The following is a 12,679-nucleotide window of genomic DNA, read 5'->3' as shown; positions in this document are numbered from 1 at the left end:
TTGCAACGCCTGCAGGAGGTAGAGCAACGCTACCAAAAGGCCGTTAAGGTCCTTGGTGAAAAAGAACTCGAAATCGAAATTTTGCGAGAGTTGCTAAAAAAGAAAAACCCCGCTTATCTGAAAAATTTGAAATAGCCGACCCATTCATTAAGCGGGGGGAACCGGCAGCTGTTGTGCTGCGCATTCTTGGGTTGTCAGAATCAACGTATTACGACCGTAAAAAGCGACTGGCCCAGTCAGCAGAAAAAGGCGAAGAACGTCCAACCGAAAGCCGTGCAGGTCGTCCCGTGCCTGGATACTCTTACACGGCTACAGGTGAGAAAGTTAGCGACGCACAAATCAAAGAATGGCTGCTCGAACTCCTTGAAGGAGAAGAGTTTGTCTATGGTTATAAGTTTTTGGCCCAATCCCTTCGAGATAAGTATGATCTCATCTTCAACAAAAAGAAGTCTTATCGACTTTGCCAAGAGTTAGACATATTGCAGAAACCTAGAAAGCGCGTACGTTCCCACCCTCGCCGATTACCGAGAAATCGAGTTATAACGGGGTCAAACCAACTTTGGCAAATGGACATTAAATATGGATACGCGATCGGGCAGGAACGGTTCTTTTTTGTACTCAGCATTATAGATGTGTTTGACCGAATGGTAGTAGGGCAGTATAGAGGCCCAGTATGCGAAGCTAAACAAGTCGTCCAAACCTTATGGTATGCCTTGCAAGACCGTATAGAGCCCGGCGAGCCTATGCCGGTGGTTCGTACAGACAATGGTCCGCAGTTCGTCAGCAAGCTATTTGGAGATACCTGTGAAAGCTTGGATCTTATTCATGAGCGTATACCACCTCGGTCCCCCAATATGAACGCCTACATTGAGTCATTTCACAGCGTCCTGGAGCGCCATCTGTTTAGCCAAAGGGACTTTATGACCCTCGATGAAGCTTATGAGGCGCTGGACCAATACATGGACTTTTACAACAACCGAAAAATTCACGGTAACTTAAGAAAAATGTCTCCAGCGAAGTTCTCGATATGGGTGAGGACACTGGAAGACACCTCTGCCTTTCATAGAGCGGTGTAATACGGCAGAATAAGGAGCAATCCTGTGAATTCATAAACATTGTAGGGTAGGACTCCGGATTAAGGGGGCCTAGCCGTATCTGCATGCTTTTTTCCTGTTTGGACTCAAAATTTCTAAATACCTGCAAATCTGCAGGAATTTTCGACGAAACCGGCTCGTTTCTCTAAAATCGCTGGAAATGCCTGCAGATTTGCATCTTTTTTCGCATTCCCTCGGGAATCGGCTTAAATACCTGCAGATTTGCATCTTTTTGGAGTTGGAAGCTTGGAAGCACACTAGGCGCCTCTTTGGATGTGACATATCACTTCCATTAGCCATTAAGCCACCCTTTTCCTTTCGTTATACATCGTAGCTTGAACACTCCTATGATAACGACCCCATCAGGTGGTTTTTGGCTATAAGCATCACTACACCACCCGCATAGCAGGTGGTTTTTTGTTTCGCACGCTTCGCCAGCTCAACTGGCTAGAGCCCCAAATAAAAAGCGGCCGCCATCCTTAGTTAAACTTCTCGACGGACAAATCCGCGATCGGCTGCCCAAGACAAAAATCCCGATGGCCGATTTCCCAACTTACAGAAATTGAACCTAGAAACCAAACCCAGCCTCAATTTCCGGCGCTCTCATACCGCCGCAGGCCGATGCGCAAGATCAGCAAAGCCAGGCCGACGAAATAAGCGGCCACGAGCGGACTCAGCCACCCCCACCAGCTCCAGGGCTCTCTGCCGAACAGCGCGGCGGCCGGAAAGAAGCTGACGAACGCAAACGGAACGACGATGGAAATGAACAACTGCAGCCCCATGGAAAAAATCGTAATCGGGTATTTGGCGAATTCGCCCAAATTATGAATCATGACCGGGAAGGCGTTGCCGCTGCTCCGTATCCAAAAAGCCGAGCAATTCGCGGCCAGGTTGATCGCGACCCGGATCGTCATTGCCGAGGCGAACAGCAGAAGCGCCATAAAGATGGTCTGAAGATTCCACACGATATCGATATGGGACAGCGACATCGCGATGATCGCCCCGCCGATCACGATATTTCCGAGCCCGTTCATCCCGATCCCCGTGCAGAAAATCTGCAGAACGATCGGCACCGGCCGAACCAGGTAACGGTCCAGCTCCCCCAAGTTAACCAGACGAAGCATCCGCCAGGTGCCTTCAAAAAACAGTGAGCCGAAGCCCTCCGAAACATAAATCGCCGCGTACATAAAAGCGATCTCCCAAAGCCCCCAGCCCTGAATGTCGGGAATCCGGGAAAAAACCACCCACAAAAACAGGAAGCCGGTGATTTGAGTCAAGGCGGCGGCTCCGATCATAATGTAGAAATCGGCGGAATACTCCATCATCGCCTTCAACTGCTGGCTATAAAGACGCCAGTATAAATAAAGAATCCGCCGCGGTGAATTTTTGATCGACATTTTATCCTCCATGAATCGTGATTTGCCGGACGGCCCCGGACCACATCCACTTACCGAGCAGCCACAGCAGAACGATCCAGATCCACTGGATCCCGATCAGTCGCAGCGCCTCGCTTCCCTCCGTCATTCCGAGACCGATCGTCACCGGCGTATTGACAATCCCCTGGAACGGAAGCAGCATCGCCGCCGATTGCAGCCAGGAAGGGAAGAACGCCAGCGGCGCAAGCGCCCCGGACAACAGATTGGTGATCGCCGTTCTCGCCCAGTAGATGCCGAAGCCGCTGGTGGTCCAGAAGCAGAGCAAGGCCGACAAATAGACGATGCCGAACTTGACCAGAATCGATGAAGCCATGCTAAGCAGGAACAACAGCAGTGTCACCGCATCGCTCGGGAGCGAAACCCCCAGGGTGAACACCGCCCCCAAACCGATGAGCAGGCAGCTCAGCAGCCCTTCCAGGACACAGGAGCCAAGGGATTCCGCCAGCCTGGCTTTTTGAAACTGAATCGGGCGAAGCAGGTCCATCATGACGCTGCCGTCGATAATTTTGTTGGTGATGCTCGATTCCGAATAATAGGACAGCATGGAGTTCACGAAAAAGGTAATCAGCAGGTACGATTGCATCTGTTCCCACGTAAAGCCGGAAAGCTCCGCCCTTCCGGTATAGATGGCCTGCCAGAGGCAGTACATCGCGATCAGCCCGATAAAATTGGCCAAAAAGTTCAATATAAAAGATAGCCGGTAAGCGAGCGTATTCTGCATGGAACAGAGTGCCAGGGAAAGGTATTTTTTCATGACCGTCAGGCGCTCCCCCTTCCTGCCAGCGATAAGGACTCCGAATCCAGTTGGCCCTCGTAAACTTGGCGGATGATCTCCTCGATGCTGGGCTCGTCGATGCGAAAATCTACGACTTCGCCCCGGCTCATTAGCCGCTTGACGATATCGCTGGCCGTACAGCGGAAGCGGTCGAACCGAATGGATAAGGATAGCGTACCCTGACTCTGCTCCTCTGCGGGCCGGACGAGCCGGACATCGGGAAGATCCCGAAACAGGCTCTCCGCTTCCGGAATCGGTGAACTCAGCTGCATATGTATCGTTCGCTCACGCGCAAACGCGTCCTTAACTTCCCGCAGTTTGCCGTCGTATATGATCCGGCCTTGGTCGATAATGATAAGCCGCTCGCATAAATCCTCAATATCCCCCAGATCATGCGTGGTCAATAGCATCGTTGTGCCTTTATTGCGGTTCATTTCCTTAATAAAGTCCCGAATCCGGTGCTTGACCGCCACATCAAGGCCGATCGTCGGCTCATCCAGATAGACGATTTTGGGATCATGCAGCAGAGCTGCGGCCAGATCGGCCCTCATCCGCTGACCGAGCGACAGCTTGCGGGCGGATAAATGAAGAAAATCCTCCATCCCGAGCAGTTCTGCAAACGCATCCATGTTTCTTTTGAACGTTTCCGGCGGCACCTGATAGATATCCCGGAGCAGCCCGAGCGATTCGCGAACCGGGATGTCCCACCACAGCTGGGTCCGTTGGCCAAAAACCGCCCCGATCCGCTGAGCGTTCTCCATCCGCTGCTTGTGGGGGACAAGCCCGTCCACCCGAATTTCACCACCGGACGGTACCAGCACGCCGCTAAGCATTTTGATCGTCGTCGACTTGCCCGCGCCGTTGGGCCCGACATAGGCGACGGTCTCCCCTTCCTCGATGGTCAGATCGATCCCCTCCACCGCGTATTTGTCGCGATAGCGCTGGGTAAACAAATGCTTAACCGCCCCGGCCAACCCGGGTTCTTTCACCGCCTGCCGGAATACCTTCCGCAGGCCTTTCGTTTCAATCAGACTCAAGTGGCAATCCCTTCCTTTTGGCTTCCAATTCCTTACTATTATAAAAGAAAAGCCGGCCGCCTTCCTACCCTAAAAATTAGGGAACTTATCCCCTTCTTTTTTAAACTCAATGCAGCACCGAGGCACAATTAGACAATTCTATCGCCACCCGCTATGATGTGGACAAATGAACCGTTGCATCCGGCTGCGGGAAAGGAGGAACCATGAATTCTTTTTATCAAAACTGGAAGTTGGATCAAGGGCTGCCGATGGTCATTCACCGGTCCGCGGACCTCGATTTTTATCCCCACTTCCATGCCGAGGTGGAATTCGTTTATGTCGAGTCGGGCGAGATCCGGATCGGAGTCAATAAGGAAAGCCGGCTTCTCGGTCAAGGCGATATGGCCGTCATCGGCAGCAACGATATTCACTTCTACGACAGCAGGGGCCTTAACTCTGTGATTATCATCGCTATTTTTCATCCGGAGATGGTCGGCAAAGCATTGGGCTGGCCTGCCGGCGTCCGCTTTGCCTCCCCGTTTATTTGCGGCCGGCAGCATGATCTCGCCCCGCTGATTCATCCACTGCTGGAGAGGACCCTACGCGAAAAAAGAGACGCCCTGCGCGGCCATGAATTGTTCATTCAGGCCAGCTTGGCCGAACTGTGCGGAACGCTGCTGCGCCAGCTTGACATCATCTCCGTTCCGCCGGCTCAGGATGAGGCCGATCCCGGGCGGGATCGCATTCAACAGATCCTCTCCTATATCGAGAACCATTACCGGGAGGACTTGTCCGTCGAGACGATTTCGGCTCACTTTCAAATGGGTCCCTCTTATTTTTGTCGTATGTTTAAAAAGAACGTCGGCATGAATTTCAAAACGTTTCTCCATACGATTCGGGTGCACAGCGCCAAAAGAATGTTGGAAAACAGCGCCGCCAGCATCACCGAAATCGCGCTGGAATGCGGATTCGGCAGCATCCGCACTTTTAACAGGGTGTACCGGGAATTTCAGGGGCATTCCCCGTCCGCATACCGCAAGGAGACGAAATGAACAGTGCCTGAGTGCAATTTTTGACCAGTTTGGGAGCATAAAGTGGCGAGAGATTCGCCGCTCAGTTTTTTTATAATAGGGGTAGCCTGAAGATTGATTTTGAAATAGCCAAATCATCCGTGATGGAGGAATTCTATGAATCAGTTGCGCGTAGGTATGATCGGTTACAAGTTTATGGGAAAAGCCCACAGCAATGCCTATCGTTCCCTCCCGATGTTTTTCCCCCAAGCGGTAAAACCCGAAATGGCCGTCCTGTGCGGAAGAGACGGCAAGGCCGTGGCCGAAGCGGCGGATCAAATGGGCTGGCGGGCTTATGTCACCGACTGGAAGGAGCTGGTCGTTCGGGACGATATCGATTTGATCGACATCAACGCCCCCAGCAACGCGCATAAGGAAATCGCGCTGGCTGCCGCCCGGGCCGGGAAGCATATTTTTTGCGAAAAACCGTTAGCGCTTACACTGGGGGACGCCCGCGAGATACTGGAGGCCGCCGAGGAATCCGGGGTTCTCCACATGGTCGGCTTCAACTACCGGTTCTCTCCCGCGGTCCAGCTGGCCAAGAAGCTACTCGAAAGCGGCCGGCTCGGGAAAATTTATCATTTCCGGGCCTGGTTTCTTCAGGACTGGATTCTCGATCCGGACTTCCCGCTCGTATGGCGGCTGCAGAAGGAGATCGCGGGCTCCGGCTCCCACGGCGACCTCGGGGCGCACCTGATCGACCTCGCCCACTACCTGGTCGGCGATATTCGCGAAGTGATCGGGATGAGTGAAACCTTCATCAAGGAGCGGCCGCTGGCCGAAGAAATGACCGGGCTCAGCGCCAAAGGCGCCAAAGGGAAAGATGCGCCGAAAGGCCCGGTCACCGTGGACGACGCCACGCTGTTTCTGGCCCGTTTCGAGAACGGGGCGCTGGGAAGCTTCGAGGCGACGCGGTTTGCGGCCGGACACCGCAGCACGAACGCGTTTGAAATTAACGGAAGCCTGGGCAGCGTGAGGTTTGATTTTGAACGGATGAACGAGCTGGAGGTTTATTTTACCTCCGACGAGGAGGACGTGCAGGGCTTCCGGCGCGTGCTGGCTACCGATCCAGCGCATCCATACGCCGAGGCCTGGTGGCCCCCGGGCCATACGATCGGCTTTGAACACACCTTCATCCATGAAGTGCTGGAGCTCACCCAGGCGATTTCCGAAGGGCGCAACCCGGTACCGAACTTCCGGGACGGTGTGCGGTGCCAGGCGGTGCTGGAAGCGGTGGAGCGTTCGGTTCTCGAACGCCGCTGGGTCGGCCTTGCGGAAATGTAGAAACCAATCAGAGGACCGGTTGGATCCGGTTTTAAGGAGACGAGGGATAAACATGAAAAAAGCGCTGATTGTATGGGGCGGCTGGGACGGTCATGAGCCGGAGCAAGTGGCGGCGATTTTTGCCGGCATCCTGCGGGAACACCGGTTCGAGGTGGAGGTCTCGGACACGCTGGAGGCTTATGCCGATGCCGAGAAACTGCTAGGGCTGGATTTAATCGTCCCGGTATGGACGATGGGAGACATCGCCCAGCAACTGGTGAACAACGTGTCCGCCGCCGTCCAGGCCGGGACCGGGCTCGCCGGCTGCCATGGCGGGATGTGCGATTCCTTCCGCAGCAACGTGGACTGGCAGTTTATGACCGGCGGCCAATGGGTGGCGCATCCCGGAAACGACGGGGTCGAGTACAAAGTGGAGATCAAGCAGAGCTCCAGCCCGCTGGTGGACGGCATGGACGACTTCCTCGTCCGGACGGAACAATACTATCTTCACGTAGACCCCGCCGTCGAGGTGCTGGCGACAACCCGGTTTCCCGTGGCGGACGGCCCGCACCGTTTCAACAAAGCGGTCGACATGCCCGTCGTATGGACCAAGCGTTGGGGGCACGGGCGCGTCTATTACAACTCGCTGGGCCACCATGCCGACATCGTCGAACTTCCCCCCGTAAAAGAACTGATGACCCGGGGACTGCTGTGGGCGGCCGAGGGCAAGAACCTGGCCCTTTCCCAAAGCCGAGGCACCGGCTCAAGCTACACCGGGATGGGCGACAGCCAGTATCGGGCATAGGGAGGAGAAATTGAGGATGAACATGGAGACGAACCGCAACATGGACAAGATCAAAATCGGAATTATCGGCTGCGGCAAAATCAGCGGCATTTATATGGAAAACTGCCAAAAATTCAGCGTTCTCGATCTGGTCGCCTGCGCGGATTTAAATCCGGAACGCGCCCGGGAGCAAGCCGCCGCTTACGGCATTCCCCGGGCGTGCACGCCCGAGGAACTGCTGGCCGATCCGGACATCCGGCTCGTGCTGAACCTGACGATCCCGGCCGTGCACGCCGAAGTCAGCCTGAGGGCGCTGGAAGCGGGCAAGCATGTCTATGTCGAGAAGCCGCTCGCCATTTCGCTGGAAGACGGGCGGCGGGTGCTCGAGGCCGCCAAGGCGCGGGGCCTGATGGTGGGATGCGCGCCGGAGACGTTTTTCGGCGCCGGCATTCAGACCGCGCTGGCCCTGATTGAAGAGGGCGCGATCGGGCGCACGGTATCGGCCACAGCGTTTATGATGAGCCGCGGCCATGAGCACTGGCATCCCGACCCGGAATTTTACTACGCCCCGGGCGGCGGGCCCATGTTCGACATGGGGCCCTACTACCTGACCGCGCTCGTCCAGTTGCTCGGGCCGATCCGCCGCGTCGCCGGCATTACCGGCAAGGCGCTGCCCGAGCGGATCATCACGAGCGAGAAGAAGCGCGGGGCCCGGGTCGCCGTCGAGGTGCCGACGCATGTGGCCGGCACGCTGGAATTTCATAGCGGGGCGATCGCGAGCCTGATCACGAGCTTTGATATTTTCAGCGGCAGCACGCTTCCGCCGATCGAGATTCACGGGACCGAAGGCACCCTACTGGTGCCGGACCCGAACACCTTCGGCGGGCCGGTGAAATACCGGCGCACCGGCGAGGAAGCGTGGACGGAGCAGCCGCTGCTGCCCGGCTACGAGGCCAACAGCCGCGGCATCGGCCCGGCCGATATGGCCGGCGCCCTGCTGCGGGGGCGGCCGCACCGGGCCAGCGGGGAGCTGGCCTACCATGTGCTGGAGGCGATGTGGGCGTTCCACGCCTCGTCCGACACGGGCAGCTACTACGCGATGCAGAGCCGATGCGAGCGGCCCGCGGCACTGCCGGCCGGACTCGCGCCGTATACGCTGGACTAGCGGGGAGCGCGCAACACATAAGAGAAACCCGTAGCCGCTGAACAGATCAGCGGCTTTTCCGCTTCTATGCCTTTGGCTGCATAACTAACGGGATTTTCTCCCGTTATTTTGAAGCTCTCCTCGCTATTCGCCCCATTACCTGGAATTGTTCCAGCTAATCCCCGGCCCATCGGCGCAAATCGGCCTCCTACGCTCAAAATAACTGGAGATTTTCCAGTTATTCACGTACCGCATTAGCCCCGCGACAGATTAACGGGAACTTTTCCAGCTAATCCGAATTTCCGACTCATCAACTCGCCGACTTTATCAACTCACCCGACTCCCCGACTCATCCGACTTACCGAATCCAGGCTCGTCAACACGGCCGCCTAATTTCGCATCTTCCCGTCATATTCGGCTAGAGGGAATCCATCAAAAAAAAGGCGGAGTCCCCGGACCCCGCCATCCTCCCTCTTACCGGGCCTTGGCCCGGAGAAACGCTTCCTTGTAGGCAGCCGCCTTATTGGCGATCAGCGAGAAGTCCTGCTGCTTCAAGGCCTCGCTCGTCAAATCCGAGCCGATGCCGACCGCCACGGCGCCCGCCTGAATCCATTGCCCCAGATTGTCCAGGGACACGCCGCCGGTCGGCATGATGTTCGCCTGCGGAAGCGGGCCCTTGATCGCCTTGATCATCGACGGTTCGTACAGGTTGCCAGGGAACAGCTTGACGATGTCCACGCCCAGCTCCAGCGCCTCCTGGATCTCCTTGATCGTCATCGCCCCGGGCATCACCGGAATCCGGTACCGGTTGCAGAGCATAACGGTCTCCCGGTTCAGACTCGGCCCGACTACAAACTCGGCCCCGCTCAGGATGGCGGCGCGCGCGGTTTCCGGATCCAGCACCGTGCCGACACCGATAATCGCAAACGCCGAAGGATCCTTTGCGTTCCAGGCATATTTACGGGCCAACGTTTCGATCGCCCGCAGCGCAAACGGAACGGTCATCGTCACCTCAATGACCTTAATCCCGCCGGCAATCGCCTGCTCGGCCATCTCCACCACTTGCTCCGGCGTCTCGCCGCGCAGTACGGCCACGACACCCTCCTCGGCGATTTTTTGGGTAAGCTGCAGCTTTTTCATATTCGTTTTCCCTCTTCCCTTCAGATTAGTTAAAGAGTCTACCCGTCCCAAAATGGCATGAAAGCCTTTTCTTACTCATTATCCTATCATGGTTATGCTGTCGGCTAAAGCTTGTTTTCTACTGTTCGTTGAAAATTTGTCCATGTCTGTTCAGTTCAAATTCCTTCTATATAAGTTGAAACTATTGATTTGCGTGTAAGGCAGCCGTGGTGTGAAATGTTCTTCCGAATCCGGTCAAAGAGGCTCGCTCAGCCTATGCTTCCGAAACAGCTTTCTTACAGAAAGCTACTCCCCAATCATTTCACACTCTTGCCTATTGCAAATTTATTGGTTCAACTTATGTAGTTCTCTCTTTTGAACGAGCATCACCTCATTCTATTTTGGGTTAACCGCTTGCAAAATGAACCCAAAAGATTTAATGTAAACCTATATGAACATTATAAACCTAAATAAACGAAAAGAGGAGTGTTTTTATGGAAAGACGTTACGCCTCCCACCCCAATGAAGTCAAACAGTTCGACACAGCGCGGCTGCGCCAGGAGTTTCATATCCCGACCTTGTTTACGCCGGACCGTCTGGAACTCGTGCTGACGCATGAGGATCGCCTGATTATTGGCGGAGCGGCCCCTGTGCAAAAGGATGTGAAGCTTGAAGTAGATCTCAAAGAGCTGGGGGTGGCCTATTTCCTGGAGCGCCGGGAACTCGGGGCCATTAATGTCGGCGGACCCGGCGTGATTGTCGTGGACGGCACCTCCTATGAACTGGAGCACAAGGACTGTCTCTATATCGGGATGGGGACCAAGGAGGTCATCTTTAAAAGCAAAGACGCCGCAAATTCGGCCAAGTTTTACTTGAATTCGGCACCGGCTCACAGGCCGTTTCCGGCGGCTAAAACCACCCTGGCCGAAGCGGAATCCGGAGCGCTGGGCTCCATTGAAAATTCCAACGAGCGGACGATCCACCGCTTCATCCATGAGAACGGCATTCAAAGCTCACAGCTGGTCATGGGCATGACCCAGCTCAAAACCGGCAACATGTGGAATACGATGCCTGCGCACGTTCATCCCCGCCGGATGGAAGCTTACATGTACTTCGATCTCCCCGAAGATGCGGTTGTCTTCCATCTGATGGGTGAGCCGAACGAAACGCGCCATATTGTCATGCGGAACGAGCAGGCCGTCATTTCTCCGAGCTGGTCGATTCATAGCGGTGTGGGAACGAGCAATTATACGTTTATTTGGGGCATGGCCGGAGACAACAAAGCGTACGCGGATATGGACGCCGTTCCGATGAAGGATTTACAATAAGAGGGTTAAGCCGATTCGGACTTTTTAACAAATCAATTTCTAACGGAAGAGTTGACGCCCCAATGAGCTCGATACGACGATACGAAAAAATTATGGAGGTTCTGCTGACGAACAAAGAGGTGACCGTGGCGGAGCTGAGCGACAAGCTGGGAGTAACGGGCAAAACGATCCGCGAGGATCTGACCCGTCTTGAGGAGCAGGGACTTATCGTGCGGGTCCATGGAGGAGCCGTCCTGGCCCAGGGAGACCAGTTCGGCATTCTTCCCGCCAAGGAGCCCGTGGTGAAGCATGCCGAGGAGAAAGGCGAGATCGCCCGCAAAGCCCTGCTTCACATTCAAGCAAACGACATCATCGCCCTGGACGGCGGCAGCACGACGCTGGAAATCGCCCGCCGCCTGGACAATCAGCCGCTCACCGTGGTTACCAACGATGTGTACATCATCAGCGAGCTGGCTGTAAAGGATCAGATCCGTCTCGTCGTACCGGGCGGTTACCGGGTCCGCAATATGCTTGCCGGTCCCGAGGCCACAGCCTATATCCAAAAGCTGAATATCCGCAAGGCGTTCATTTCCACGACCGGCATTCATCCCGAGCATGGATTGTCCATCTACACCGGGGACTTTATCGAGTTCAAAAGGGCCTTGATCGATACGGCCCATGAAGTGATCGCCGTCGTCAACCATCATAAATTCGGACAGACCGCGCTTCGGACGTTTGCGTCCCTGCAGGAACTTACCCGGATCATTACGGACAACGATCTGGATAAGGAGATGGCGAGGGCTTTTGCGGAGGCCGGAATTCCTATCGAGTGATTTTTATATCATCCAATTTAGTTAAGGAGTGTTCGTCCTATGCATAGTTTATTCGATCTTACAGGAAAAACCGCCCTGGTAACCGGGGCATCAGGCGGCCTTGGACAAGGCATCGCCCTAGGCTTGGCGGAAGCGGGAGCCGACATCGTCTGCGTCTCCTACGCCTCGAGTGAGGAAACCGCGGAGCGCGTTAAAGCTTTGGGCCGGAAAGCCTCCGCCATTGAAGCGGACCTTAGTCAGCATAACAGGCTTCAAGCGATTTTCGACGAATCGCTCAAGCTGACCGGTCAGATCGATATCCTTGTCAACAACGCGGGCATTATCCGCCGCACGCCGGCCAAGGACCACAGTCAGAAAGACTGGTTCGATGTCATCGACATCAACCTGAATACGGTGTTCCTGCTATCGCAAATCGTCGCCAGACCGATGCTTGAGAGAGGCAGCGGCAAAATCATCAACATTTGCTCGATGCTTTCCTTCCAGGGCGGGATCAATGTCCCCGGCTACACCGCCTCCAAGCACGGGGTCGCCGGCCTGACCAAGGCCTTCGCGAACGAGTGGGCGCAAAGCGGCGTCCAGATCAACGCCATCGCCCCGGGCTACATGGCGACGGACAATACGGCGCCGATCCGGGCCGATGAGCAGAGAACCGCCTCCATTACGGAGCGGATTCCGGCCGGACGCTGGGGGACCGCGGAGGACCTGAAGGGCCCCGCCGTCTTCCTCGCCTCCTCCGCCTCCGACTATTTAAACGGCCACATCCTCTGCGTCGACGGCGGATGGATGGCCAGATAAGCCTGCCGCCGCGATCCGGCAAACGAAGAAACCCGCCACGGAG

Annotated in this window: 10 protein-coding genes and 2 pseudogenes; 8 read left to right on the top strand and 4 right to left on the bottom strand. The window is 55.6% G+C overall.

Features of this window, described 5'->3' with window-relative positions; all coding sequences use genetic code 11:
• Nucleotides 1-128 precede the first annotated feature (128 nt).
• A pseudogene (locus V4U88_RS21535) lies at nucleotides 129-1,076 on the top strand (IS3 family transposase); the annotation flags it as partial.
• A 605-nt stretch (nucleotides 1,077-1,681) separates the two neighbouring features.
• Here the strand turns inward: V4U88_RS21535 and V4U88_RS21530 are convergent.
• The 3 genes from V4U88_RS21530 to V4U88_RS21520 are packed head-to-tail and all read right to left on the bottom strand — an operon-like array spanning nucleotide 1,682 to nucleotide 4,342.
• Entirely contained in the window at nucleotides 1,682-2,491 is an 810-nt protein-coding gene (locus tag V4U88_RS21530) for an ABC transporter permease (protein WP_334075310.1), read from the bottom strand.
• Between the two features lies 1 nt (nucleotide 2,492).
• Nucleotides 2,493-3,284, bottom strand: coding sequence for an ABC transporter permease (locus V4U88_RS21525; RefSeq protein WP_334075309.1), 792 nt, complete (start codon nucleotides 3,282-3,284; stop codon nucleotides 2,493-2,495).
• 5 nt (nucleotides 3,285-3,289) lie between these two features.
• On the bottom strand, nucleotides 3,290-4,342 hold the full coding sequence (locus V4U88_RS21520) for an ABC transporter ATP-binding protein (RefSeq protein ID WP_334075308.1): 1,053 nt from the start codon (nucleotides 4,340-4,342) through the stop codon (nucleotides 3,290-3,292).
• Nucleotides 4,343-4,545: 203 nt separating this feature from the next.
• On the opposite strand from V4U88_RS21520, the pseudogene V4U88_RS21515 reads away from it, so the two are divergent.
• The 4 genes and pseudogenes from V4U88_RS21515 to V4U88_RS21500 form a co-directional block, all read left to right on the top strand.
• Nucleotides 4,546-5,313: pseudogene (locus tag V4U88_RS21515) on the top strand (helix-turn-helix domain-containing protein); the annotation flags it as partial.
• A 195-nt stretch (nucleotides 5,314-5,508) separates the two neighbouring features.
• The gene (locus V4U88_RS21510) at nucleotides 5,509-6,675 is read left to right on the top strand and encodes a Gfo/Idh/MocA family protein (protein WP_334075306.1); all 1,167 of its coding nucleotides are present in this window, start codon (nucleotides 5,509-5,511) and stop codon (nucleotides 6,673-6,675) included.
• Nucleotides 6,676-6,727: 52 nt separating this feature from the next.
• Nucleotides 6,728-7,459: a ThuA domain-containing protein gene (locus tag V4U88_RS21505; protein WP_334075305.1), complete on the top strand. Its 732-nt coding sequence runs from the start codon at nucleotides 6,728-6,730 to the stop codon at nucleotides 7,457-7,459.
• Between the two features lie 40 nt (nucleotides 7,460-7,499).
• The gene (locus V4U88_RS21500) at nucleotides 7,500-8,603 is read left to right on the top strand and encodes a Gfo/Idh/MocA family protein (protein WP_334075319.1); all 1,104 of its coding nucleotides are present in this window, start codon (nucleotides 7,500-7,502) and stop codon (nucleotides 8,601-8,603) included.
• Between the two features lie 453 nt (nucleotides 8,604-9,056).
• Here the strand turns inward: V4U88_RS21500 and V4U88_RS21495 are convergent, their stop codons facing one another.
• Nucleotides 9,057-9,722, bottom strand: coding sequence for a bifunctional 2-keto-4-hydroxyglutarate aldolase/2-keto-3-deoxy-6-phosphogluconate aldolase (locus V4U88_RS21495; protein WP_334075304.1), 666 nt, complete (start codon nucleotides 9,720-9,722; stop codon nucleotides 9,057-9,059).
• 473 nt (nucleotides 9,723-10,195) lie between these two features.
• On the opposite strand from V4U88_RS21495, the gene kduI reads away from it, so the two are divergent.
• From kduI to kduD, 3 genes are all read left to right on the top strand, one after another.
• Nucleotides 10,196-11,029: a 5-dehydro-4-deoxy-D-glucuronate isomerase gene (kduI, locus tag V4U88_RS21490; RefSeq protein ID WP_334075303.1), complete on the top strand. Its 834-nt coding sequence runs from the start codon at nucleotides 10,196-10,198 to the stop codon at nucleotides 11,027-11,029.
• A gap of 62 nt (nucleotides 11,030-11,091) precedes the next feature.
• Nucleotides 11,092-11,841 carry a DeoR/GlpR family DNA-binding transcription regulator gene (locus V4U88_RS21485; RefSeq protein ID WP_334075302.1) on the top strand — a complete coding sequence of 250 codons (750 nt, stop codon included), beginning with the start codon at nucleotides 11,092-11,094 and terminating at the stop codon, nucleotides 11,839-11,841.
• 39 nt (nucleotides 11,842-11,880) lie between these two features.
• Nucleotides 11,881-12,636 carry a 2-dehydro-3-deoxy-D-gluconate 5-dehydrogenase KduD gene (gene kduD / locus V4U88_RS21480; RefSeq protein ID WP_334075301.1) on the top strand — a complete coding sequence of 252 codons (756 nt, stop codon included), beginning with the start codon at nucleotides 11,881-11,883 and terminating at the stop codon, nucleotides 12,634-12,636.
• The last annotated feature ends 43 nt before the right edge of the window (nucleotides 12,637-12,679 follow it).

The organism is Paenibacillus sp. A14, assembly GCF_036864815.1.
Taxonomy (GTDB): Bacteria; Bacillota; Bacilli; order Paenibacillales; family Paenibacillaceae; genus Fontibacillus; species Fontibacillus sanfengchensis.
This window is presented reverse-complemented; position numbering and strand designations above follow the sequence as displayed.

What these genes read in the sequence shown, in the direction of transcription:
- V4U88_RS21530 (WP_334075310.1), bottom strand. Translation starts at nt 2,491, where the DNA reads ATGTCGATCAAAAATTCACCGCGGCGGATTCTTTATTTATACTGGCGT.
- V4U88_RS21525 (WP_334075309.1), bottom strand. Translation starts at nt 3,284, where the DNA reads ATGAAAAAATACCTTTCCCTGGCACTCTGTTCCATGCAGAATACGCTC.
- V4U88_RS21510 (WP_334075306.1), top strand. Translation starts at nt 5,509, where the DNA reads ATGAATCAGTTGCGCGTAGGTATGATCGGTTACAAGTTTATGGGAAAA.
- V4U88_RS21505 (WP_334075305.1), top strand. Translation starts at nt 6,728, where the DNA reads ATGAAAAAAGCGCTGATTGTATGGGGCGGCTGGGACGGTCATGAGCCG.
- V4U88_RS21500 (WP_334075319.1), top strand. Translation starts at nt 7,500, where the DNA reads ATGGACAAGATCAAAATCGGAATTATCGGCTGCGGCAAAATCAGCGGC.
- V4U88_RS21495 (WP_334075304.1), bottom strand. Translation starts at nt 9,722, where the DNA reads ATGAAAAAGCTGCAGCTTACCCAAAAAATCGCCGAGGAGGGTGTCGTG.
- kduI (WP_334075303.1), top strand. Translation starts at nt 10,196, where the DNA reads ATGGAAAGACGTTACGCCTCCCACCCCAATGAAGTCAAACAGTTCGAC.
- V4U88_RS21485 (WP_334075302.1), top strand. Translation starts at nt 11,092, where the DNA reads ATGAGCTCGATACGACGATACGAAAAAATTATGGAGGTTCTGCTGACG.
- kduD (WP_334075301.1), top strand. Translation starts at nt 11,881, where the DNA reads ATGCATAGTTTATTCGATCTTACAGGAAAAACCGCCCTGGTAACCGGG.